Source organism: Streptomyces sp. NPDC013157, assembly GCF_042899865.1.
Taxonomy (GTDB): Bacteria; Actinomycetota; Actinomycetes; order Streptomycetales; family Streptomycetaceae; genus Streptomyces.
In genome coordinates this window covers 118,549-140,656 of the sequence record NZ_JBIBAK010000022.1, presented here as the reverse complement: position 1 = coordinate 140,656, position 22,108 = coordinate 118,549, and the positions used below count along the sequence as shown (strand labels likewise).

At 70.5% G+C, this 22,108-nt stretch carries 20 protein-coding genes; 19 read left to right on the top strand and 1 reads right to left on the bottom strand.

All coding sequences use genetic code 11. The features are described from left to right. Positions 1-56: 56 nt before the first annotated feature. From ACFY6U_RS45325 to nusB, 13 genes are all read left to right on the top strand, one after another. The gene (locus tag ACFY6U_RS45325) at positions 57-497 is read left to right on the top strand and encodes a DUF948 domain-containing protein (RefSeq protein WP_089103241.1); all 441 of its coding nucleotides are present in this window, start codon (positions 57-59) and stop codon (positions 495-497) included. 12 nt (positions 498-509) lie between these two features. Beyond that, a complete protein-coding gene (locus ACFY6U_RS45320; protein WP_293999699.1) occupies positions 510-857 on the top strand; it encodes a hypothetical protein in 348 nt (115 codons plus the stop codon). Continuing rightward, positions 857-3,529: an alanine--tRNA ligase gene (alaS, locus tag ACFY6U_RS45315; RefSeq protein ID WP_390048017.1), complete on the top strand. Its 2,673-nt coding sequence runs from the start codon at positions 857-859 to the stop codon at positions 3,527-3,529. Before ACFY6U_RS45320 ends, alaS begins: the two co-directional genes overlap by 1 nt. Before the next feature lie 14 nt (positions 3,530-3,543). After that, positions 3,544-4,008: a Holliday junction resolvase RuvX gene (gene ruvX / locus ACFY6U_RS45310; protein ID WP_351487751.1), complete on the top strand. Its 465-nt coding sequence runs from the start codon at positions 3,544-3,546 to the stop codon at positions 4,006-4,008. Between the two features lie 123 nt (positions 4,009-4,131). Next, a complete protein-coding gene (gene mltG / locus ACFY6U_RS45305; protein ID WP_390048015.1) occupies positions 4,132-5,865 on the top strand; it encodes an endolytic transglycosylase MltG in 1,734 nt (577 codons plus the stop codon). Continuing rightward, on the top strand, positions 5,846-6,685 hold the full coding sequence (locus ACFY6U_RS45300) for a shikimate dehydrogenase (RefSeq protein ID WP_390048014.1): 840 nt from the start codon (positions 5,846-5,848) through the stop codon (positions 6,683-6,685). The genes mltG and ACFY6U_RS45300 overlap by 20 nt, the downstream gene beginning before the upstream one ends. 166 nt (positions 6,686-6,851) lie before the next feature. Next, complete coding sequence (gene aroC, locus ACFY6U_RS45295; protein ID WP_390048012.1) at positions 6,852-8,036, top strand: chorismate synthase; 1,185 nt, start codon at positions 6,852-6,854, stop codon at positions 8,034-8,036. Between the two features lie 32 nt (positions 8,037-8,068). Continuing rightward, positions 8,069-8,551 carry a shikimate kinase gene (locus ACFY6U_RS45290; RefSeq protein ID WP_390048143.1) on the top strand — a complete coding sequence of 161 codons (483 nt, stop codon included), beginning with the start codon at positions 8,069-8,071 and terminating at the stop codon, positions 8,549-8,551. Then, positions 8,548-9,639: a 3-dehydroquinate synthase gene (aroB, locus tag ACFY6U_RS45285; RefSeq protein ID WP_390048010.1), complete on the top strand. Its 1,092-nt coding sequence runs from the start codon at positions 8,548-8,550 to the stop codon at positions 9,637-9,639. Before ACFY6U_RS45290 ends, aroB begins: the two co-directional genes overlap by 4 nt. Before the next feature lie 142 nt (positions 9,640-9,781). Further along, positions 9,782-10,606: a Pro-rich N-terminal domain-containing protein gene (locus tag ACFY6U_RS45280; protein WP_390048008.1), complete on the top strand. Its 825-nt coding sequence runs from the start codon at positions 9,782-9,784 to the stop codon at positions 10,604-10,606. A gap of 298 nt (positions 10,607-10,904) precedes the next feature. After that, positions 10,905-12,011: an aminopeptidase P family protein gene (locus tag ACFY6U_RS45275; protein ID WP_390048006.1), complete on the top strand. Its 1,107-nt coding sequence runs from the start codon at positions 10,905-10,907 to the stop codon at positions 12,009-12,011. A 52-nt stretch (positions 12,012-12,063) separates the two neighbouring features. Then, positions 12,064-12,630: an elongation factor P gene (efp, locus tag ACFY6U_RS45270; RefSeq protein WP_181803274.1), complete on the top strand. Its 567-nt coding sequence runs from the start codon at positions 12,064-12,066 to the stop codon at positions 12,628-12,630. 2 nt (positions 12,631-12,632) lie between these two features. Further along, positions 12,633-13,064, top strand: a complete 432-nt coding sequence (gene nusB, locus ACFY6U_RS45265) for a transcription antitermination factor NusB (RefSeq protein ID WP_390048004.1) — start codon at positions 12,633-12,635, stop codon at positions 13,062-13,064. A gap of 286 nt (positions 13,065-13,350) precedes the next feature. Here the strand turns inward: nusB and bldD are convergent, their stop codons facing one another. Then, positions 13,351-13,854, bottom strand: a complete 504-nt coding sequence (gene bldD, locus ACFY6U_RS45260; protein WP_390048002.1) for a transcriptional regulator BldD — start codon at positions 13,852-13,854, stop codon at positions 13,351-13,353. A 253-nt stretch (positions 13,855-14,107) separates the two neighbouring features. Here bldD and pyrR point away from each other — a divergent pair, with 253 nt between their 5' ends. The 6 genes from pyrR to carB all read left to right on the top strand — a co-directional run bounded on the left by pyrR (position 14,108) and on the right by carB (position 22,071). Then, on the top strand, positions 14,108-14,707 hold the full coding sequence (gene pyrR / locus ACFY6U_RS45255) for a bifunctional pyr operon transcriptional regulator/uracil phosphoribosyltransferase PyrR (RefSeq protein WP_390048000.1): 600 nt from the start codon (positions 14,108-14,110) through the stop codon (positions 14,705-14,707). A gap of 85 nt (positions 14,708-14,792) precedes the next feature. Continuing rightward, positions 14,793-15,773: an aspartate carbamoyltransferase catalytic subunit gene (locus tag ACFY6U_RS45250; protein ID WP_390047998.1), complete on the top strand. Its 981-nt coding sequence runs from the start codon at positions 14,793-14,795 to the stop codon at positions 15,771-15,773. Positions 15,774-15,778: 5 nt separating this feature from the next. Continuing rightward, positions 15,779-17,065 (top strand): dihydroorotase, encoded by a 1,287-nt coding sequence (locus ACFY6U_RS45245; RefSeq protein WP_390047996.1) that lies wholly within the window; start codon positions 15,779-15,781, stop codon positions 17,063-17,065. Then, positions 17,062-17,631, top strand: a complete 570-nt coding sequence (locus ACFY6U_RS45240; protein WP_390047994.1) for a hypothetical protein — start codon at positions 17,062-17,064, stop codon at positions 17,629-17,631. The genes ACFY6U_RS45245 and ACFY6U_RS45240 overlap by 4 nt, the downstream gene beginning before the upstream one ends. Further along, a complete protein-coding gene (gene carA / locus ACFY6U_RS45235) occupies positions 17,628-18,770 on the top strand; it encodes a glutamine-hydrolyzing carbamoyl-phosphate synthase small subunit (RefSeq protein ID WP_390047992.1) in 1,143 nt (380 codons plus the stop codon). Before ACFY6U_RS45240 ends, carA begins: the two co-directional genes overlap by 4 nt. Continuing rightward, a complete protein-coding gene (carB, locus tag ACFY6U_RS45230) occupies positions 18,763-22,071 on the top strand; it encodes a carbamoyl-phosphate synthase large subunit (protein WP_390047990.1) in 3,309 nt (1,102 codons plus the stop codon). The genes carA and carB overlap by 8 nt, the downstream gene beginning before the upstream one ends. Positions 22,072-22,108 lie beyond the last annotated feature (37 nt).

Sequence of the window (22,108 nt, the reverse complement as noted above, 5' to 3'; positions counted from 1 at the left end):
GTAGTTGATCCACGCGGTGGTCGATCCACGTGGTCCAGGTACGAGACAGGGAGCGGGTGCGCGCGGTGTCCGGTGGAGAGGTGGCCGGGATCCTGGTGGCCGTCTTCTGGGCGATCCTGGTCTCCTTCCTCGCGGTGGCTCTCGTGAGGCTGGCCCAGACGCTCAAGGCGACCACCAAGCTCGTGGCGGACGTGACCGACCAGGCCGTCCCGCTGCTCGCCGACGCCTCCGCGGCCGTACGCTCCGCGCAGACCCAGATCGACCGGGTCGACGCGATCGCCTCCGACGTCCAGGAGGTCACGTCCAACGCCTCCGCACTGTCCACCACGGTCGCTTCCACCTTCGGCGGCCCGCTGGTCAAGGTCGCGGCCTTCGGCTACGGCGTGCGCCGGGCGCTGGCCGGCCGCAAGGCGGACGTGCCCGTGAAGGAGCCCAGGCGTACGGTGATCGTGGGCCGGACCGTCCCCGCCGCACGTCGGAAGAACCGGGGAAAGTAGGAGCCAGGCCATATGTTCCGCCGTACGTTCTGGTTCACCACCGGTGTCGCCGCCGGAGTGTGGGCCACCACCAAGGTCAACCGCAAACTGAAGCAGCTGACCCCCGAGAGCCTCGCCGCCACCGCCGCGAACAAGGCCCTGGAGACCGGGCACCGGATCAAGGACCGGGCGGTCGGCTTCGCGCTCGACGTCCGCGACAACATGGCCCAGCGGGAGGAAGAGCTGGGCGACGCGCTGGGCATCAACGCGAATCCCGAGCTCCCCGCGCCCCGGCGGCTCGCCGCCATCGAGAACCGCAGCAACCCGAAGTACGCCGATGACAGGACGACGTACTCGTACAACCGGAATGAGGACCACTGATGGAGTCGGCTGAGATCCGCCGCCGCTGGCTGAGCTTCTACGAGGAGCGCGGGCACACCGTCGTCCCTTCGGCGTCGCTCATCGCGGACGACCCGACTCTGCTCCTCGTCCCCGCCGGCATGGTGCCCTTCAAGCCCTACTTCCTCGGTGAGGTCAAGCCGCCGTGGGCGCGCGCCACCAGCGTGCAGAAGTGCGTGCGGACCCCCGACATCGAAGAGGTCGGCAAGACCACCCGGCACGGCACCTTCTTCCAGATGTGCGGCAACTTCTCCTTCGGCGACTACTTCAAGGAAGGCGCCATCAAGTACGCCTGGGAGCTGCTCACCACGCCCCAGGACAAGGGCGGTTACGGCCTGGAGCCGGACCGGCTGTGGATCACCGTCTACAAGGACGACGACGAGGCCGAGCGCATCTGGCACGAGGTCATCGGTGTGCCCAAGGAGCGCATCCAGCGCCTCGGCATGAAGGACAACTACTGGTCCATGGGCGTCCCCGGCCCGTGCGGACCGTGTTCCGAGATCAACTACGACCGCGGCCCGGAGTTCGGCGTCGAGGGCGGCCCCGCCGTCAACGACGAGCGGTACGTGGAGATCTGGAACCTCGTCTTCATGCAGTACGAGCGCGGCGAGGGCATCGGCAAGGACAACTTCGAGATCCTCGGCGAGCTGCCCAGCAAGAACATCGACACGGGCCTCGGCCTGGAGCGTCTCGCCATGATTCTGCAGGGCGTGCAGAACATGTACGAGATCGACACCTCGATGGCCGTCATCAAGAAGGCCACCGAGCTGACCGGGGTCCACTACGGCGAGGCCCACGCCTCGGACGTCTCGCTGCGCGTGGTCACCGACCACATGCGCACCTCCGTGATGCTCATCGGCGACGGCGTCACCCCCGGCAACGAGGGCCGCGGCTACGTGCTGCGCCGCATCATGCGCCGCGCCATCCGCAACATGCGCCTGCTCGGCGCCACCGGTTCGGTCGTCCTCGACCTGATCGACACCGTGATCCGGATGATGGGCCAGCAGTACCCCGAGCTGGTCACCGACCGCGAGCGCATCGAGAAGGTCGCCGTCGCCGAGGAGAACGCCTTCCTCAAGACGCTGAAGGCCGGCACGAACATCCTCGACACCGCCGTCACCGAGACCAAGGAGTCCGGCGGCTCGGTGCTGGCCGGCGACAAGGCGTTCCTGCTCCACGACACCTGGGGCTTCCCGATCGACCTCACCCTCGAAATGGCCGCCGAGCAGGGCCTCTCGGTGGACGAGGAGGGCTTCCGCCGCCTGATGAAGGAGCAGCGGGAGCGCGCCAAGGCCGATGCCCAGGCCAAGAAGACCGGGCACGCCGGGGCCGGCGCCTACCGTGAGATCGCCGACAAGACCGGCGAGACCGACTTCATCGGTTACTCCGACACCGAGGGCGAGACCACGATCGTCGGCATCCTCGTCGACGGCGTCTCCTCCCCGGCCGCCGGCGAGGGCGACGAGGTCGAGATCGTCCTGGACCGCACCCCGTTCTACGCCGAGGGCGGCGGCCAGATCGGCGACACCGGGCGGATCAGGGTCGACTCCGGTGCCGTCATCGAGATCCGCGACACCCAGAAGCCGGTCCCGGGCGTCTACGTCCACAAGGGCGTCGTCCAGGTCGGCGAGGTGACGGTGGGAGCCAAGGCCCATGCCTCGATCGACTCCCGGCGCCGGACCGCCATCGCCCGCGCCCACTCGGCCACCCACCTCACCCACCAGGCGCTGCGCGACGCCCTCGGCCCGACGGCCGCCCAGGCCGGTTCCGAGAACCAGCCCGGTCGCTTCCGCTTCGACTTCGGCTCCCCGTCCGCCGTCCCGACGGCCGTGATGACCGACGTCGAGCAGAAGATCAACGAGGTGCTCGCCCGCGACCTCGACGTGCGCGCCGACATCATGGGCATCGACGAGGCCAAGAAGCAGGGCGCCATCGCCGAGTTCGGCGAGAAGTACGGCGAGCGGGTCCGCGTGGTGACCATCGGCGACTTCTCCAAGGAGCTGTGCGGCGGCACGCACGTCCACAACACCTCCCAGCTGGGCCTGGTGAAGCTGCTCGGCGAGTCCTCGATCGGCTCGGGTGTGCGCCGTATCGAGGCCCTCGTCGGCGTCGACGCCTACAACTTCCTCGCCCGTGAGCACACGGTCGTCGCCCAGCTCCAGGAGCTGATCAAGGGCCGTCCGGAGGAGCTCCCGGAGAAGGTCTCCGCCATGCTCGGCAAGCTGAAGGACGCCGAGAAGGAGATCGAGAAGTTCCGCGCGGAGAAGGTGCTGCAGGCCGCCGGCGGTCTCGTCGAGTCCGCCAAGGACGTCCGCGGCATCGCCGTCGTCACCGGGCAGGTCCCGGACGGCACCACCCCGGACGACCTGCGCAAGCTGGTCCTCGACGTGCGCGGCCGCATCCAGGGCGGACGGGCCGCGGTCGTGGCCCTGTTCACGGTCAACAACGGCAAGCCGCTCACGGTCATCGCCACCAACGACGCCGCCCGTGACCGCGGCCTCAAGGCCGGTGACCTGGTCCGCACCGCCGCCAAGACCCTCGGCGGGGGCGGTGGCGGCAAGCCGGACGTCGCCCAGGGCGGCGGCCAGAACCCGGCCGCGGTCGGCGAGGCCATCGACGCCGTCGAACGCCTCGTGACCGAGACCGCCAAGTAAGGAAACGGTCGGAAATGCGCAGAGGACGTCGACTCGCGATCGACGTCGGGGATGCCCGGATCGGGGTTGCCTCGTGCGACCCCGACGGGATCCTCGCGACCCCGGTCGAGACGGTCCCCGGCCGGGACATCCCGGCGGCCCACCGCAGGCTGCGGCAGCTGGTCGAGGAGTACGAACCGGTCGAGGTCGTCGTCGGTCTCCCACGCTCCCTCAAGGGAGGCGAGGGCCCGGCCGCCGTCAAGGTCAGGGCCTTCGTCCAGGAACTCGCCAAGGGCATCCAGCCGGTGCCGGTCCGGCTGGTCGACGAGCGGATGACGACGGTGACGGCCAGTCAGGGGCTGCGCGCTTCTGGAGTGAAGAGCAAGAAAGGCCGCTCGGTCATCGATCAGGCCGCGGCGGTCATCATCCTTCAGCAGGCACTGGAATCCGAACGGGTGTCAGGTAAACCACCCGGCGAGGGCGTCGAAGTAGTCATCTGATCGCGATACGGTAACGTTCCGCGCGATGCGATGGTTTTCGAACAGCCACCGCACAGCAAGAGGCGGAACGGTCGGTCGGCCCACCAGCCGCGTGACGCGCCGCCTCGCGGCTCTAGGGGATCGATGACTGAGTATGGCCGGGGCCCAGGCTCCGAACCGTGGCACCCGGAGGACCCGTTGTACGGGGACGACGGGTGGGGAGGACAGCAGGCCCACGTGGGTCAGCAGTCCCCCTACGGCGGCCAGCCGCAGCACTACCCGCAGCAGTCGCAGCAGGAGCAGTACGGCGACTGGGGCCAGCACCCGCAGGCCGGGTACGACCAGCAGCAGTACGCGTACTACGACGAACAGGGCCAACTCCAGTACGCCGACGGACACGGCGGGCACACCCACGGGCAGGGCCAGCAGCAGTACGACCAGCAGTACGTCGGCCATGCACCGCAGCAGTACCACCAGGGCACCTGGGACGCGACCGGCACCCACGGCCACGTCCCCTACGCCGCCGACCCGGGCGACCCCTACGGCCAGCAGCCCGTGGCCTACGGCGCCGAGCAGCCCGACTTCTACGGCACCGAGGACGCCTACCCGCCCCCGGAGCCGCCCGGCCGCCGGCGCCCCGAGCCGGAACCGCAGCCGGAGCCGGCCGTCGAGGAGGAGGAAGAGCAGCACCCCTTCTTCACGGGCGCCGACGACGGGGACGACGACGGGGACGACGACCCGAAAGGGCGCCGCGGTGGTGGCCGCGGCAAGGACGCCAAAGGTGGCAAGGGCGCCAAGAAGCGCCGCAGCGGCTGCGCCTGCCTGGTGGTCTGCCTGGTCTTCGGCGGCGGTGCGGCCACCGTCGGCTATTTCGGCTGGCACTTCTACCAAAATCGTTTCGGCGCGGCCCCGGACTACGCGGGCAGTGGCAGCAGCGAGACCGTGACCGTCCAGATCCCCAAGGGCGCGGGCGGATACGAGATCGGCCGCCGGCTGAAGGAAGCCGGTGTCGTCAAGAGCGTCGACGCGTTCGTCCACGCGCAGTCGCAGAACTCGAAGGGCGACACGATCCAGGCGGGCGCCTACACCCTCAAGAAGGAGATGTCCGCCGCCAGCTGCGTGCTGCTGATGCTCGACCCGAAGAGCCAGGCCAATGTGGTGGTCACCCCGGGTGAGCGCGCGGCGCGCGTCTATGTGGACCTGGACAAGAAACTCGGCCTTTCCGCCGGCTCCTCCAAGAAGATCGCCAAGGCCGAGTACAAGAACCTCGGCCTGCCGAGCTACGCGAACTCCAACAGCAAGATCATGGATCCGCTGGAAGGATTCCTCTACCCCGGTACCTATCCCGCGGCCAAGGGCATGAAGCCCGACGCGATCCTGAAACAGATGGTCGCCGCGGCCAAGGAGCAGTACGCCGGCTACGACCTGGAGGCGGAGGCCAAGAAGTACGACCTGGACAGCCCGCTGCAGGTCATCACCGTCGCGAGCCTTGTCCAGGCCGAAGGAAAGACACACGACGACTTCCGCAAGATGGCGGAAGTGATCTACAACCGTCTCAAGGCCACGAACACCGAGACGAACCAGAAGCTGCAATTCGACTCGACCTTCAACTACCTGAAGGGCACCAGCAACATCCACATCAGCGAGTCGGAGATCAACAGCAACCGGGACCCGTACAACACGTACACCCAGAAGGGGCTTCCGCCCGGTCCGATCGGCAACCCGGGCGAGGACGCGCTGAAGGCGGCACTGAACCCGACCGACGACGGCTGGATCTATTTCGTGGCGACCGACGGCCAGAACAACACCGAATTCGCGAAGACCTACGCGGAATTCCAGCAGCTCAAGGAAAAATTCAATGCCAACTCGGGCAACTGACGCCCGCCGGGCCGCCGTGCTCGGTAAGCCCATCGCCCACTCCCTCTCCCCGGTGCTGCACCGGGCCGCGTACGACGAACTCGGCCTCACCGACTGGTCGTACGAGCGCTTCGAGGTCGACGAGGCCGCACTGCCCGGCTTCCTCGGGACGCTGGGACCGGAGTGGGCGGGGCTGTCGCTGACCATGCCGCTGAAGCGGGCGGTCATCCCGCTGGTCGACGAGATCAGCGAGACGGCCGCCTCGGTCGACGCGGTCAACACCGTCGTCCTCACCGAGGACGGCCGACGCCTCGGCGACAACACCGACATCCCGGGCATGGTCGCCGCGCTCCGCGAGCACGGCATCGAACAGGTCGGCTCCGCCGCGATCCTCGGCGCCGGCGCCACCGCCTCCTCCGCCCTGGCCGCCCTGGCCCGGATCTGCACCGGCGAGGTCGTCGCCTACGTCCGCAGCGAGGAGCGCGCCGCCGAGATGCGGCACTGGGGCGAGCGGCTCGACGTCGAGGTCCGCACCGCCGACTGGGCCGACGCCGAGCAGGCCCTGCACGCCCCGCTGGTGATCGCCACCACCCCCGCCGGCACCACCGACGCCCTCGCCGCCGCCGTACCGGAGCGCCCCACCACCCTCTTCGACGTCCTCTACCACCCCTGGCCCACCGCCCTGGCCGCCCGCTGGTCCATGTTCGGAGGCGCCGTCGTCAGCGGCCTCGACCTCCTGGTGCACCAGGCCGTGCTCCAGGTCGAACAGATGACCGGCCGCGCCCCGGCGCCGCTGGACGCCATGCGGCGGGCCGGGGAGAAGGCGCTCGCCGAGCGCTGACCTGACAGATCCGCGTCCGTCTGCTGGACCGGGGACCGGGTCCAGGGCCCGGACGTGGGAGGATCGGACATGACGGACCGGGGACCGCGCACCCGGTCGGCCGTCGCCGTACGCGAGGACGCGCGTACGCAGGGCAGTACCAGGGCGCGAGCACTGAGGAGCATCGTTGAGCAGGCTGCGTTGGCTGACCGCGGGGGAGTCCCACGGTCCCGCACTTGTCGCGACGCTGGAGGGCCTTCCCGCCGGCGTGCCGATCACGACCGAGATGGTCGCCGACCATCTGGCGCGGCGGCGGCTCGGCTATGGCCGCGGTGCGCGCATGAAGTTCGAGCGTGACGAGGTCACCTTCCTCGGCGGTGTCCGGCACGGCCTCACCCTCGGCTCCCCGGTCGCGATCATGGTGGGCAACACCGAGTGGCCCAAGTGGGAGCAGGTCATGGCGGCCGACCCGGTCGACCCGGAGATCCTCGCCGGGCTGGCCCGCAACGCCCCGCTGACCCGGCCCCGTCCCGGCCACGCCGACCTGGCCGGTATGCAGAAGTACGGCTTCGACGAGGCCCGGCCGGTCCTGGAGCGGGCCTCCGCCCGGGAGACCGCGGCCCGCGTGGCGCTGGGCGCCGTCGCCCGGTCGTACCTGAAGGAGACGGCGGGCATCGAGATCGTCTCGCACGTGGTCGAGCTGTGCTCGGTGAAGGCCCCGGCAGGCGTCTACCCCACCCCGGCCGACGTCGAGAAGCTGGACGCCGACCCGCTGCGCTGCCTGGACGCGGACGCGTCGAAGGCGATGGTCGCGGAGGTCGACCAGGCCCACAAGGACGGCGACACCCTCGGCGGTGTGGTGGAGGTCCTGGCGTACGGCGTCCCCGTCGGTCTCGGCTCGCACGTTCACTGGGACCGCAAGCTGGACGCCCGGCTCGCCGGGGCCCTGATGGGCATCCAGGCGATCAAGGGCGTCGAGATCGGCGACGGGTTCGAGCTGGCCCGGGTGCCCGGCTCCCGGGCGCACGACGAGATCGTCGGCACGCCGGAGGGCATCCGCCGGGTCTCCGGCCGGGCCGGCGGCACCGAGGGCGGCCTCTCCACCGGTGAGCTGCTGCGGGTGCGGGCCGCGATGAAGCCGATCGCGACCGTGCCGCGCGCTCTGCAGACCGTGGACGTGGCGACCGGCGAGGCCACCCAGGCCCACCACCAGCGCTCGGACGTCTCGGCTGTGCCGGCGGCCGGGATCGTGGCCGAGGCGATGGTCGCGCTCGTCCTGGCGGACGCGGTCGCGGAGAAGTTCGGCGGCGACTCGGTCCCCGAGACCCGGCGGAACGTCCGGTCGTACCTCGAGAACCTGGCCATCCGGTGACCAGCGCGCCGAGGGTGGTGCTGGTCGGGCCGATGGGTGTGGGCAAGTCCACGGTCGGGGAGCTGCTCGCCGAGCGGCTCGGGGTCGGCTACCGGGACACCGACGACGACATCGTGGCCGCCGAGGGCCGCACCGTCGCCGACATCTTCGTGGCCGAGGGCGAGCCGGTGTTCCGGGCGATCGAGAAGCGGGCGGTGCGGGCGGCGCTGGCCGAGCACGAGGGCGTCCTCGCGCTCGGCGGGGGCGCGATCCTCGACGCGGAGACCCGTGCTCTGCTCGCCGACTGCCGGGTGGTCTACCTGTCGATGGACGTCGAGGAAGCCGTCAAGCGCACCGGCCTGAACGCGGCCCGGCCGCTGCTCGCCATCAACCCGCGCAAGCAGTGGCGCGAGCTGATGGAGGCGCGGCGGCACCTGTACGAGGAGGTCGCCACGGCCGTCGTGGCGACCGACGGCCGTACGCCCGAAGAGGTCACCCAAGCAGCCCTGGACGCACTGGAGTTGAAGGAAGCATGAGCGACGCAGTCACCCGGATCCAGGTCGGCGGCACGGCGGGCACCGAGCCGTACGAGGTCCTGGTGGGCCGTCAGCTCCTCGGCGAGCTGGGCGGATTGATCGGGGACAAGGCGAAGCGGGTGGCCGTGATCCACCCCGAGGCGCTCGCCGAGACCGGCGACGCGCTCCGCGCCGACCTGGCCGGGCAGGGCTACGAGGCCGTCGCCATCCAGGTGCCCAACGCCGAGGAGGCCAAGACCGCCGAGGTCGCCGCCTACTGCTGGAAGGCGCTCGGCCAGTCCGGTTTCACCCGCTCCGACGTGATCGTCGGTGTCGGTGGCGGTGCGACCACGGACCTCGCCGGTTTCGTGGCCGCGACCTGGCTGCGCGGGGTCCGCTGGATCGCCGTCCCGACGACCGTGCTGGCCATGGTCGACGCGGCGGTGGGCGGCAAGACCGGCATCAACACCGCCGAGGGCAAGAACCTGGTCGGCGCCTTCCACCCCCCCGCGGGCGTGCTCTGCGACCTCGCCGCCCTGGACTCGCTCCCCGTCAACGACTACGTCTCCGGGCTCGCCGAGATCATCAAGGCCGGCTTCATCGCCGACCCGGTGATCCTGGAGCTCATCGAGGCCGACCCGGAGGCCGCGCGCACCCCGGCGGGCGCGCACACGGCCGAGCTGATCGAGCGCTCCATCCGGGTCAAGGCGGAGGTCGTCTCCTCCGACCTCAAGGAAGCGGGTCTGCGCGAGATCCTCAACTACGGCCACACGCTCGGCCACGCCATCGAGAAGAACGAGCGCTACAAGTGGCGGCACGGCGCCGCGGTCGCCGTCGGCATGCACTTCGCCGCGGAACTGGGCCGGCTGGCCGGCCGCCTGGACGACGCGACGGCCGACCGCCACCGTACGGTCCTGGAGTCCGTCGGCCTTCCGCTGCACTACCGCTACGACCAGTGGCCCAAGCTGGTCGAGACGATGAAGGTCGACAAGAAGTCCCGCGGCGACCTGCTCCGCTTCATCGTCCTGGACGGCCTCGCCAAGCCGACCGTCCTGGAGGGCCCGGACCCGGCCGTGCTGCTCGCCGCGTACGGCGAGGTCGGGCAGTAGGTCCGCCACTGTTCCTTCCGCCCGATTCGCCGCGTGGAACGGGCACTTCGGACCGCCCCCGGCCGTTTCACCAAACGACCACCGGGGGCGGTACCGTTCGGTAACGAGCGCAGCCGAACATGACGAGACGGAGTGGCACCGGATGCAGCACGCAGTGGGATCTCCGCTGCCGCCCCCCCATCAGCCGGGGCAGGGACCGACCGGCTGGCAGCCGGCCGCACAGCACCCGGGAGCGCCGCAGGGCCCCGCGCCCGTGCCGCCGCCACCGCCCGCGCCCCCGCAGCCGCCGCTCCCACCGCTTCCCTCGGCCCCGCCGCCGCCCGACACCACGGGCCACGTCCCGCTGCCGCCGGGCGCCCCGGTGGGCATGCCGAGCACGCCCCCCGCCGCCACGGTCCCCGACCCGACGACCACCACCCTGGCCGTCCTCCTGATCGGTCCGGCCGGCGCGGGCAAGACCAGCGTGGCCAAGTACTGGGCGGACCACCGCCGGGTCCCCACCGCCCACATCAGCCTCGACGACGTCCGCGAATGGGTCCGCTCCGGCTTCGCCGACCCCCAGTCCGGGTGGAACGACCACTCCGAGGCCCAGTACCGCCTCGCCCGCCGCACCTGCGGCTTCGCCGCGCGCAACTTCCTCGCCAACGGCATCTCGTGCATCCTCGACGACGCGGTCTTCCCGGACCGCCCGGTCGTCGGCCTCGGCGGCTGGAAGCGCCACGTCGGCCCCGGCCTGCTCCCGGTCGTCCTCCTCCCGGGCCTCGACATCGTCCTGGAGCGCAACGCGGAACGCACGGGCAACCGCCGCCTCACCGACGAGGAGGTGGCCCGCATCCACGGCCGCATGGCCGGCTGGTACGGCTCCGGCCTCCCGATCATCGACAACTCCCAGCTCGACGTCCCCACAACGGCCAGAGTCCTCGACGAGGTCCTGACCCGAGCAATAGCCAGCCCCCCAACCTGGTAACGAGGGCCCACGGGAGAACCCCCGCTGCTAACGAGGGCCCACCGGAGAAACCCCGGGGCGCGAGGATCTCCGCGAATGCCCCCACCGGCGGTCAGCCGGAACGCGACCGGTCTTTCGAAGGGCGCGAGGATCTCCGCGAATGCCCCCACCGGCGGTCAGCCGGAACGCGACCGGTCTTTCGAGGGGCGCGGGGAACTGCGCAAAACCTCCACGCACCCGCAGTCGAAAACGGCGCCCCGCCACCCCACTCGGCCCCCCTCAACCGGCACAAACCGCCCACCCCTCCTACGCTCGACTCATGTCAGACGTGTACGCGGCCCGCCGAACCAGGCTGAGGGAACGCTGCCACGCGGCCGGCAGCCAGTCCGCCGTCATCTCGCACCCGGCCAACGTGAGATACCTCGCCGGCGCCGCCCCCCACGGCTCCGTCCTGCTCCTCGGCAGACGCGAGGACCTCCTCGTCTGCCCCGGCCCGCTGGACGACCGCCCCACCGAGGACCGCCCCGACGAGTCCCTGCGGCCGCACCTCCTGGCAGGCCCCGGCGGCGACCCCGCCGTCGCCGCCGCCGACCTCGCCGCCGCCCAGGACGCCGACGCGCTCGCCGTCGAGGAGCACCACCTCACCGTGGCCCGGCACCGCGCCCTCGCCTCCGTCGCCCCCGGCCTCCGCCTGACCGACCTCGGCAGCGCCGTCGAGCAGCTCAGGGTCGTCAAGGACGAGGAGGAGATCTCCTGTCTCCGCATCGGCGCGGAGATCGCCGACCAGGCCCTCGGCGAACTGCTGGAATCGATCCTCGTCGGCCGTACCGAACGCCACCTCGCCCTGGAGCTGGAGCGCCGCCTGGTCGACCACGGCGCCGACGGCCCGGCCTTCCCCACCTCCGTGGCCACCGGCCCGAACTCCGGCCGCCGCGGCCACCGCCCCACCGACCGGCGGGTCGAGGAGGGCGACTTCCTCTCCGTCTGCCTCGGCGCCACCTACCGTGGCTACCGCTGCGAGATCGGCCGTACCTTCGTCATCGGCACCTCGCCCGCCGACTGGCAGATCGAGCTCTACGACCTGGTCTTCGCCGCCCAGCGGGCCGGCCGGGAGAGCCTCGTGCCCGGCGCCGCCTACCGCGACGTCGACCGCGCCGCCCGGCAGGTACTGGGCTCCGCGGGCCACGCGGAAGGCCTCCAGCCGCTCACCGGACACGGCGTCGGACTCGAAATCGACGAGGACCCGCAGCTGGCCCCTTCAGCCATGGGTAAACTGGACGCTTGCGTGCCGGTCACCGTCGAACCGGGGGTCCACCTCCCGGGCCGGGGCGGCGTCCGGATCGATGACACGCTCGTCGTGCGCCCCGAGGCGGACGGCGGACCCGAGCTACTCACCATCACGACCAAGGAGCTGCTCGCACTCTAGGCAAGGTGCGTGCCCCGGGGTCGTCCACGTCAGTCCAGGAGATTCCGCAACCGTGGCTTCCACGAACGACCTCAAGAACGGCCTGGTGCTCAAGCTCGAAGGCGGCCAGCTCTGGTCCGTCGTCGAGTTCCAGCACGTCAAGCCCGGCAAGGGCCCCGCTTTCGTGCGCACCAAGCTCAAGAACGTGCTGTCCGGCAAGGTGGTCGACAAGACCTTCAACGCCGGCGTCAAGGTCGAGACGGCCACTGTCGACAAGCGCGACATGCAGTTCTCGTACATGGACGGCGACTACTTCGTCTTCATGGACATGGACACGTACGACCAGCTGCACATCGACCGGAAGACCGTCGGCGACGCCGCGAACTTCCTGATCGAGGGCTTCACGGCCGTCGTCGCCCAGCACGAGGGCGAGGTGCTCTTCGTCGAGCTCCCGGCCGCCGTCGAGCTGACCATCCAGGAGACCGAGCCGGGCGTCCAGGGCGACCGCTCCACCGGCGGCACCAAGCCCGCCACCCTGGAGACCGGCCACCAGATCCAGGTCCCGCTCTTCATCACCACCGGTGAGAAGATCAAGGTCGACACCCGCACGAGCGACTACCTCGGCCGGGTGAACAGCTAACCGTGGCTGCCCGCAACACGGCCCGCAAGCGCGCCTTCCAGATCCTCTTCGAGGGCGACCAGCGCGGGGCCGACGTCCTGACCGTCCTCGCGGACTGGATCCGGCTCTCCCGGGACGACACCCGGCAGCCGCCGGTGAGCGAGTACACGATGCAGCTGATCGAGGGCTACGCCGAGCACACCACGCGTATCGACGAGCTGATCGCCCAGTACGCGGTCGGCTGGACGCTGGACCGGATGCCGGTCGTCGACCGCAACCTCCTGCGCCTCGGCGCGTACGAGCTGATCTGGGTCGACGAGACGCCGGACGCCGTCGTCCTCGACGAGATGGTGCAGCTGGCGAAGGAGTTCTCGACGGATGAGTCGCCGGCGTTCGTGAACGGACTGCTGGGGCGTCTCAAGGAGCTGAAGCCGTCGCTGCGCCGCGAGGCGTAGCCGACGGAACGCCGGAAGGCCCGCAGCAAGCCGCTGCGGGCCTTCCGGCGTTTGTGTGCCCAATGGGGTGGGTGGTGCGGTGGTCGGGCGGCTGACGGTCGTCTGTGGCTTGTCGCGCAGTTCCTCCCCCAGCCTTCGGCCGGGGGTACCCCCAGCGCCCCTGGGGGCTGCCTCTGGCCTGCGTCAAAAGCTCGTGTCAGCTGTCGCAAGAAGAACCGCCGGGCCAGCCGAAACCGTCAGGTTCCGGCCACCCCGGCGGCACGTTTCTGCTCAGTCGCTGTAAGGCTCAGGCCTCTTCGTGCGCGGCTACCGCGCGGCGGGCGTCCGCGTCCAGGACTCCCCAGCTGATCAGCTGCTCGGTGAGGACCGAGGGGGACTGGTCGTAGATGACGGCCAGTGTGCGCAGGTCGTCCTGGCGGATCGACAGCACCTTGCCGTTGTAGTCACCGCGCTGGGACTGGATGGTCGCCGCGTAGCGCTGCAGGGGTCCCGCCTTCTCGGCCGGCACGTTGGCCAGCCGCTCCAGGTCGAGGACCAGCTTCGGCGGGGGCTCGGCGGCACCGCCGGGGGTGGTGCCAGGCAGCAGCTCCTGCACCGGGACCCCGTAGAAATCCGCCAACTCTGCAAGCCGCTGTACGGTCACGGCACGGTCGCCGCGCTCGTACGAACCGACCACCACGGCCTTCCAGCGCCCCTGGGACTTCTCCTCGACACCGTGGAGGGAAAGGCCCTGCTGGGTGCGGATGGCCCGGAGCTTGGCCCCGAGCTGTTTGGCGTATTCGCTGGACATATAGCTCCCCGGACACTGTGTCGACGCGGCCGGCCTTGGTTCCCGCCGCGCGGCTGGTAACTCACTGTGAGGTTACGCAGCGTTACTCTGCTGCGTCAAGCCGAATGGTCCGCACCGACTCTTCCGTGGTAGCGATGTCCGGTTAGGCCAGGGGGGTGATCAGGGCCCTCTCCGCCACCTGCTACCGTTGATGGCGCAAATCCGACGTCCTTTAAAGTCCGTCCCGTGAGGCGGAGAAGGGGGTCCGTTTCGTATGGACAAGCAGGAAAAGCTCGACAGGCAGGAAAAGCCCGACGCCGCGGCGCAGGCTTCCGATGCGCGGCCCGTTCTCGAGGGCCCGGACATCGCGCGGGTGCTGACCCGCATCGCCCATGAGATCGTCGAGCGCGCCAAGGGCGCCGACGACGTGGTGCTCCTCGGCATCCCGACCCGCGGCGTCTTCCTCGCCCAGCGGCTCGCCGCCAAGCTGGAGCAGATCACCGACCGCAAGATGCCCGTCGGTTCGCTCGACATCACCATGTACCGCGACGACCTGCGCATGCACCCGCCGCGTGCCCTGGCCCGCACCGAGATCCCCGGTGACGGCATCGACGGCAGGCTGGTGATCCTCGTCGACGACGTGCTCTTCTCCGGCCGCACCATCCGCGCCGCCCTCGACGCCCTGAACGACATCGGGCGCCCCCGCGCGGTCCAGCTGGCGGTCCTCGTCGACCGCGGCCACCGCGAACTGCCCATCCGCGCCGACTACGTCGGCAAGAACCTCCCCACGTCGCTGCGGGAGACGGTCAAGGTCCTGCTCGCCGAGGAGGACGGTCGCGACACCGTGCTGCTCGGTGCGAAGCCGACCCCGTAGCAGGCCGAGGGGCCCGCACCACCCCGGTGCGCCCCTTCCTGCCCGCAATCTCCCGATATGTGAACTTCCTTACGGAGCCTGACAGATGCAGCGTCATCTCATCTCGGCCGCCGACCTCACCCGCGACGACGCCGTCCTGATCCTCGACACCGCCGAGGAGATGGCCCGGGTCGCCGACCGGCCGATCAAGAAGCTGCCGACCCTGCGCGGCCGCACCGTCGTCAACCTCTTCTTCGAGGACTCGACCCGGACCCGTATCTCCTTCGAGGCGGCCGAGAAGCGCCTCTCCGCCGACGTCATCAACTTCACCGCCAAGGGGTCCAGCGTCTCCAAGGGCGAGTCCCTGAAGGACACCGCCCAGACCCTGGAGGCGATGGGCGTCGACGCCGTCGTGATCCGGCACGGTGCCTCCGGAGCGCCCTACCGGCTCGCCAACTCCGGCTGGATCGACGCGGCCGTCATCAACGCCGGCGACGGCACCCACCAGCACCCCACCCAGGCCCTCCTGGACGCCTTCACCATGCGCCGCCGCCTGGTCGGCCGGGACGCCGGGAAAGGGCAGGACCTGGCCGGCAAGCGCATCACGATCGTCGGCGACGTGCTGCACAGCCGGGTCGCCCGCTCCAACGTCGACCTGCTGCACACGCTCGGCGCCGAGGTCACCCTGGTCGCCCCGCCCACCCTGGTGCCGGTCGGCGTCGAGAACTGGCCCTGCGAGGTGTCGTACGACCTCGACGCCGTCCTCCCCAAGTCCGACGCCGTGATGATGCTCCGCGTCCAGCGTGAGCGCATGAACGCCGCGTTCTTCCCGACCGAGCGCGAGTACTCGCGGCGCTACGGACTCGACGGCGAGCGGATGGCGAAGATGCCCGAGCACGCCATCGTGATGCACCCCGGCCCGATGGTCCGCGGCATGGAGATCACCGCCGAGGTCGCCGACTCCGAGCGCTGCACCGTCGTCGAGCAGGTCGCAAACGGAGTCTCCATCCGGATGGCCGTTCTGTACCTCCTGCTGGGCGGCAACGAACCCGCCGTCAGCCACGCCCGCACCACCGAGGAGAAGTAAGACCCATGAGCAAGATCCTGATCCGTGGTGCGAAGGTGCTCGGCGGTGAGCCGCAGGACGTCCTGATCGACGGCGAGACGATCGCCGAGGTGGGCGTGATCCCGGAGGCCGAGGGCGCCGAGGTCGTCGAGGCGGCCGGCAAGGTGCTGCTGCCCGGCCTGGTCGACCTGCACACCCACCTGCGCGAGCCGGGGCGCGAGGACTCCGAGACCGTCCTCACCGGCACCCGCGCGGCCGCGAGCGGCGGCTACACGGCCGTCTTCGCCATGGCCAACACCTTCCCGGTCGCCGACACCGCCGGCGTCGTCGAGCAGGTCTACCGGCTCGGCCGGGACCACGGCTACTGCGACGTGCAGCCCATCGGCGCGGTCACCGTCGGCCTGGAGGGCAGGAAGCTCGCCGAGCTCGGCGCCATGCACGAGTCGGCCGCCGGGGTCACCGTCTTCTCCGACGACGGCAAGTGTGTCGACGACGCCGTGATCATGCGCCGCGCCCTGGAGTACGTGAAGGCCTTCGGCGGGGTCGTCGCCCAGCACGCCCAGGAGCCGCGGCTGACCGAGGGCGCCCAGATGAACGAGGGCGTCGTCTCGGCCGAGCTGGGGCTGGGGGGCTGGCCCGCGGTCGCCGAGGAGTCGATCATCGCGCGCGACGTGCTGCTCGCCGAGCACGTCGGCTCCCGTGTCCACATCTGCCACCTCTCGACCGCCGGCTCCGTCGAGATCGTGCGCTGGGCCAAGTCCCGGGGCATCGACGTCACCGCCGAGGTCACCCCGCACCACCTGCTCCTCACCGACGAGCTGGTGCGCTCGTACAACCCGGTCTACAAGGTCAACCCGCCGCTGCGCACCGAACGGGACGTCCTGGCGCTGCGCGAGGCCCTCGCGGACGGCACGATCGACATCGTCGCCACCGACCACGCCCCGCACCCGCACGAGGACAAGGACTGCGAGTGGGCCGCGGCCGCCATGGGGATGGTCGGCCTGGAGACCGCGCTGTCGGTGGTGCAGGAGACCATGGTGGACACGGGCCTGCTGACCTGGGCCGGCGTCGCCGACCGCATGTCCGTCAAGCCCGCGCGGATCGGACAGGCCGCCGGTCACGGCCGTCCCGTCTCGGCAGGCGAGCCCGCCAACCTCACCCTCGTCGACACGGAATACCGTGGCCTGGTGGACCCCGCGGGCTTCGCCTCGCGCAGCCGCAACACCCCGTACGAGGGACGCGAGCTGCCGGGCCGTGTCACCCACACGTGGCTGCGGGGCAAGGCGACGCTCGTGGACGGGAAGCTGACGTGACACCTCTGATCCTGCTGGCCGACGAGAAGAAGTCGGCCGCGGTCACCGACTGGTCCGCCCGCATCGGCTGGCTGGTCGGCCTCGCCCTCTTCGTCGCGCTCGTCTACTGGCTGATGCGCGAGGGCTGGAAGTGGCGCGGCACCCTCCAGGGTGACCTGCCCGAGCTGCCCAGCGCGCCGGACGACCCCGGTGCCGTGAAACTGACGATGAGCGGCCGCTACCACGGCTCCACCACCGCCGGGCAGTGGCTGGACCGCATCGTGGCCCGCGGCCTCGGCTCCCGCAGCCGGGTCGAGCTCACCCTGACCGACGCGGGCCTGGACGTCGTACGCCCCGGCGCGACCGACTTCTTCATCCCCGCCGCCGCGCTCCGCGAGGCCCTGCTCGGCAAGGGCATCGCGGGCAAGGTCCTCACCGAGGGCGGACTCCTCGTGGTGACCTGGCAGCTCGGCGACCGGCTGATCGACTCCGGCTTCCGCTCCGACCAGGCGGCCGAGCACGCCGAGTGGGTCGAAGCTCTCAACTCCATGATCAAGACACCCAGCACGGAAGGCGCCGAACGATGACGACCTCCACCAGGGGAACCGGCAAGGTTCCCGCCGTACTCGTCCTGGAGGACGGCCGGATCTTCCGTGGCCGCGCCTACGGGGCCGTGGGGGAGACCTTCGGCGAGGCCGTGTTCTCCACCGGCATGACCGGCTACCAGGAGACCCTGACCGACCCGTCGTACGACCGCCAGATCGTGGTCGCCACCGCCCCGCAGATCGGCAACACGGGGTGGAACGACGAGGACGACGAGTCCAGCCGCATCTGGGTCTCCGGCTACGTCGTGCGCGACCCCGCGCGCGTGCCCTCCAACTGGCGCGCCAAGCGTTCGCTGGACGCGGAACTGGTCGCGCAGGGCGTGGTCGGCATCTCCGGGATCGACACCCGCGCCCTCACCCGCCACCTCCGCGAGCGCGGCTCCATGCGCTCCGGCATCTTCTCGGGCGAGACGATCGCCTCCGACGCCGAGCTCCTCGCGCGCGTGCAGGCCCAGCCGCACATGAAGGGCGCCTCGCTGTACGAGGAGGTCGCCACCAAGGAGGCGTACGTCGTCCCCGCGGTCGGCGAGAAGCGGTTCACCGTCGCCGCCATCGACCTCGGCATCAAGGGCATGACCCCGCAGCGGATGGCCGAGCGCGGCATCGAGGTGCACGTGCTGCCCGCGACCGCCACCGAGGACGACGTGTACGCCGTCTCCCCGGACGGCGTGTTCTTCTCCAACGGCCCCGGCGACCCGGCCACGGCCGACGGCCCGGTGGCGCTGATGAGCGCCGTCCTGGAGCGCAAGACCCCGCTCTTCGGCATCTGCTTCGGCAACCAGATCCTCGGCCGCGCGCTCGGCTTCGGCACCTACAAGCTGAAGTACGGCCACCGGGGCATCAACCAGCCGGTCCAGGACCGTACGACCGGCAAGGTCGAGGTCACCGCCCACAACCACGGCTTCGCCGTCGACGCGCCGCTCGACAAGGTCAGCGACACGAAGTTCGGCCGCGCCGAGGTCTCCCACGTCTGCCTGAACGACGACGTCGTGGAGGGGCTGCAGCTGCTCGACCAGCCGGCCTTCTCCGTCCAGTACCACCCCGAAGCGGCGGCAGGCCCGCACGACGCCGCCTACCTGTTCGACCGCTTCGTTTCCCTGATGGAGGGCCAGCGTGCCTAAGCGCACCGATATCCAGTCCGTCCTGGTCATCGGCTCCGGCCCGATCGTCATCGGCCAGGCCGCCGAGTTCGACTACTCCGGCACCCAGGCCTGCCGCGTGCTGCGCGCCGAGGGCCTCAGGGTCATCCTGGTCAACTCCAACCCGGCGACGATCATGACCGACCCGGAGATCGCCGACGCGACCTACGTCGAGCCGATCACCCCGGAGTTCGTCGAGAAGATCATCGCCAAGGAGCGCCCCGACGCCCTGCTGCCCACCCTGGGCGGCCAGACGGCCCTGAACACCGCGATCTCGCTCGACGAGAACGGCGTCCTGGCCAAGTACGGCGTCGAACTGATCGGCGCCAACGTCGAAGCCATCAACAAGGGCGAGGACCGCGACCTCTTCAAGGTGGTCGTGGAGGAGGTCCGCAAGAAGATCGGGTACGGCGAGTCCGCCAAGTCCGTCATCTGCCACTCCATGGACGAGGTCCTCGCGGGCGTCGACGAGCTGGGCGGCTACCCGGTCGTCGTCCGCCCCTCCTTCACCATGGGCGGCGCCGGTTCCGGCTTCGCCCACGACGAGCAGGAGCTGCGCCGCATCGCCGGCCAGGGCCTCACGCTCTCCCCGACCACCGAGGTGCTCCTGGAGGAGTCCATCCTCGGCTGGAAGGAGTACGAGCTGGAGCTGATGCGCGACAAGCACGACAACGTCGTGGTCGTCTGCTCCATCGAGAACTTCGACCCCATGGGCGTGCACACCGGTGACTCGATCACCGTCGCGCCCGCGATGACGCTGACCGACCGCGAGTACCAGATCCTGCGCGACATCGGCATCGCCGTCATCCGCGAGGTCGGCGTCGACACCGGCGGCTGCAACATCCAGTTCGCGGTCAACCCCGAGGACGGCCGGGTCATCGTCATCGAGATGAACCCGCGCGTCTCGCGGTCCTCGGCGCTCGCCTCCAAGGCGACCGGCTTCCCGATCGCGAAGATCGCGGCGAAGCTGGCCGTCGGCTACACCCTGGACGAAATCCCCAACGACATCACGCAGGAGACTCCGGCCTCCTTCGAGCCCACGCTCGACTACGTGGTGGTCAAGGCCCCCCGCTTCGCGTTCGAGAAGTTCCCGCAGGCCGACTCCACGCTGACCACCACCATGAAGTCGGTCGGCGAGGCGATGGCCATCGGCCGCAACTTCCCCGAGGCCTTCCAGAAGGCGCTGCGCTCGCTGGAGAAGAAGGGCAGCCAGTTCACCTTCGTCGGCGAGCCCGGTGACAAGCAGGCGCTGCTGCACGAGGCGGTACGGCCCACCGACGGCCGGATCAACACCGTCATGCAGGCCATCCGTGCGGGCGCCACCCCCGAGGAGGTCTTCGAGTTCACGAAGATCGACCCGTGGTTCGTCGACCAGCTCTTCCTGATCAAGGAGATCGCCGACGAGCTGGCCGGGGCGCCGGAGCTGACCGCCGACCTGCTCGCCGAGGCCAAGCGGCACGGCTTCTCCGACCAGCAGATCTCCGAGATCCGCGGCCTGCGCGAGGACGTGGTGCGCGAAGTCCGGCACGCGCTGGGCGTGCGCCCGGTCTACAAGACGGTCGACACCTGCGCCGCCGAGTTCGCCGCGAAGACGCCGTACTTCTACTCCTCCTACGACGAGGAGACCGAGGTCGCGCCGCGCGAGAAGCCGGCCGTCATCATCCTGGGCTCCGGTCCCAACCGCATCGGCCAGGGCATCGAGTTCGACTACTCGTGCGTGCACGCGTCCTTCGCCCTGAGCGACGCGGGCTACGAGACGGTCATGGTCAACTGCAACCCGGAGACCGTCTCCACCGACTACGACACCTCCGACCGGCTCTACTTCGAGCCGCTGACGCTGGAGGACGTGCTGGAGATCGTGCACGCCGAGCAGCAGGCCGGACCGGTCGCGGGCGTGGTCGTGCAGCTGGGCGGCCAGACCCCGCTGGGCCTGTCCCAGGCGCTCAAGGACAACGGCGTGCCGATCGTCGGCACCTCGCCCGAGGCGATCCACGCCGCCGAGGACCGGGGCGCCTTCGGCCGGGTCCTCGCGGAGGCGGGCCTGCCGGCCCCCAAGCACGGCACGGCGACCACCTTCGCCGAGGCCAAGGCCATCGCCGACGAGATCGGCTACCCGGTGCTCGTCCGCCCGTCGTACGTCCTCGGCGGGCGCGGCATGGAGATCGTCTACGACGAGACCCGGCTGGCGGCGTACATCGCCGAGTCCACCGAGATCAGCCCCACCCGGCCGGTCCTCGTCGACCGGTTCCTGGACGACGCCATCGAGATCGACGTGGACGCGCTCTACGACGGCGAGGAGCTGTACCTCGGCGGTGTCATGGAGCACATCGAGGAGGCCGGCATCCACTCCGGCGACTCGGCGTGCGCCCTGCCCCCGATCACGCTCGGCGGCTTCGACATCAAGCGGCTGCGCGCCTCGACCGAGGCCATCGCGCGCGGGGTCGGCGTACGCGGTCTGATCAACATCCAGTTCGCGATGGCCGGGGACATCCTCTACGTCCTCGAAGCCAACCCGCGCGCCTCCCGTACCGTGCCCTTCACCTCGAAGGCGACCGCGGTGCCGCTGGCGAAGGCCGCCGCCCGGATCTCGCTGGGCGCGACCGTCGCCGAACTGCGCGCCGAGGGGCTGCTGCCGGCCCGCGGCGACGGCGGCGAGCTGCCGTTCGACGCGCCGATCTCCGTGAAGGAGGCGGTCATGCCGTGGTCGCGGTTCCGCGACATCCACGGGCGGGGCGTGGACACGGTCCTGGGCCCGGAGATGCGCTCCACGGGCGAGGTCATGGGCATCGACTCGGTCTTCGGCACGGCGTACGCCAAGTCGCAGGCGGGGGCGTACGGGCCGCTGCCGACCAAGGGCCGCGCGTTCATCTCCGTCGCCAACCGCGACAAGCGCTCCATGATCTTCCCGGCGCGCGAGCTGGTCGCCCACGGCTTCGAGCTGCTGGCCACCTCCGGCACGGCCGAGGTGCTCAAGCGCAACGGCATCAACGCGACCGTCGTCCGCAAGCAGTCGGAGGGGGTCGGCCCCAACGGCGAGAGGACGATCGTGCAGCTCGTCCACGACGGCGAGGTGGACCTCATCGTCAACACGCCGTACGGCACCGGGGGTCGCCTGGACGGGTACGAGATCCGGACGGCCGCGGTGGCCCGGTCGGTGCCGTGTCTGACGACCGTGCAGGCGCTGGCGGCGGCTGTGCAGGGCATTGACGCGCTCAATCATGGGGATGTGGGCGTGCGGTCGCTCCAGGAGCATGCGGAGCGTTTGACGGCGGCGAGGGACTAAGAGGGTAGCGAGGCTGCGGGCCGGTTGTGGCCGGTCG

What these genes read in the sequence shown, in the direction of transcription:
- ACFY6U_RS45245 (WP_390047996.1), top strand. Translation starts at nt 15,779, where the DNA reads ATGAGCAAGATCCTGATCCGTGGTGCGAAGGTGCTCGGCGGTGAGCCG.
- alaS (WP_390048017.1), top strand. Translation starts at nt 857, where the DNA reads ATGGAGTCGGCTGAGATCCGCCGCCGCTGGCTGAGCTTCTACGAGGAG.
- mltG (WP_390048015.1), top strand. Translation starts at nt 4,132, where the DNA reads ATGACTGAGTATGGCCGGGGCCCAGGCTCCGAACCGTGGCACCCGGAG.
- ACFY6U_RS45300 (WP_390048014.1), top strand. Translation starts at nt 5,846, where the DNA reads ATGCCAACTCGGGCAACTGACGCCCGCCGGGCCGCCGTGCTCGGTAAG.
- ACFY6U_RS45250 (WP_390047998.1), top strand. Translation starts at nt 14,793, where the DNA reads ATGCAGCGTCATCTCATCTCGGCCGCCGACCTCACCCGCGACGACGCC.
- pyrR (WP_390048000.1), top strand. Translation starts at nt 14,108, where the DNA reads ATGGACAAGCAGGAAAAGCTCGACAGGCAGGAAAAGCCCGACGCCGCG.
- ruvX (WP_351487751.1), top strand. Translation starts at nt 3,544, where the DNA reads ATGCGCAGAGGACGTCGACTCGCGATCGACGTCGGGGATGCCCGGATC.
- ACFY6U_RS45320 (WP_293999699.1), top strand. Translation starts at nt 510, where the DNA reads ATGTTCCGCCGTACGTTCTGGTTCACCACCGGTGTCGCCGCCGGAGTG.
- ACFY6U_RS45280 (WP_390048008.1), top strand. Translation starts at nt 9,782, where the DNA reads ATGCAGCACGCAGTGGGATCTCCGCTGCCGCCCCCCCATCAGCCGGGG.
- ACFY6U_RS45290 (WP_390048143.1), top strand. Translation starts at nt 8,069, where the DNA reads ATGGGTGTGGGCAAGTCCACGGTCGGGGAGCTGCTCGCCGAGCGGCTC.
- ACFY6U_RS45275 (WP_390048006.1), top strand. Translation starts at nt 10,905, where the DNA reads ATGTCAGACGTGTACGCGGCCCGCCGAACCAGGCTGAGGGAACGCTGC.
- aroB (WP_390048010.1), top strand. Translation starts at nt 8,548, where the DNA reads ATGAGCGACGCAGTCACCCGGATCCAGGTCGGCGGCACGGCGGGCACC.
- bldD (WP_390048002.1), bottom strand. Translation starts at nt 13,854, where the DNA reads ATGTCCAGCGAATACGCCAAACAGCTCGGGGCCAAGCTCCGGGCCATC.
- carA (WP_390047992.1), top strand. Translation starts at nt 17,628, where the DNA reads ATGACGACCTCCACCAGGGGAACCGGCAAGGTTCCCGCCGTACTCGTC.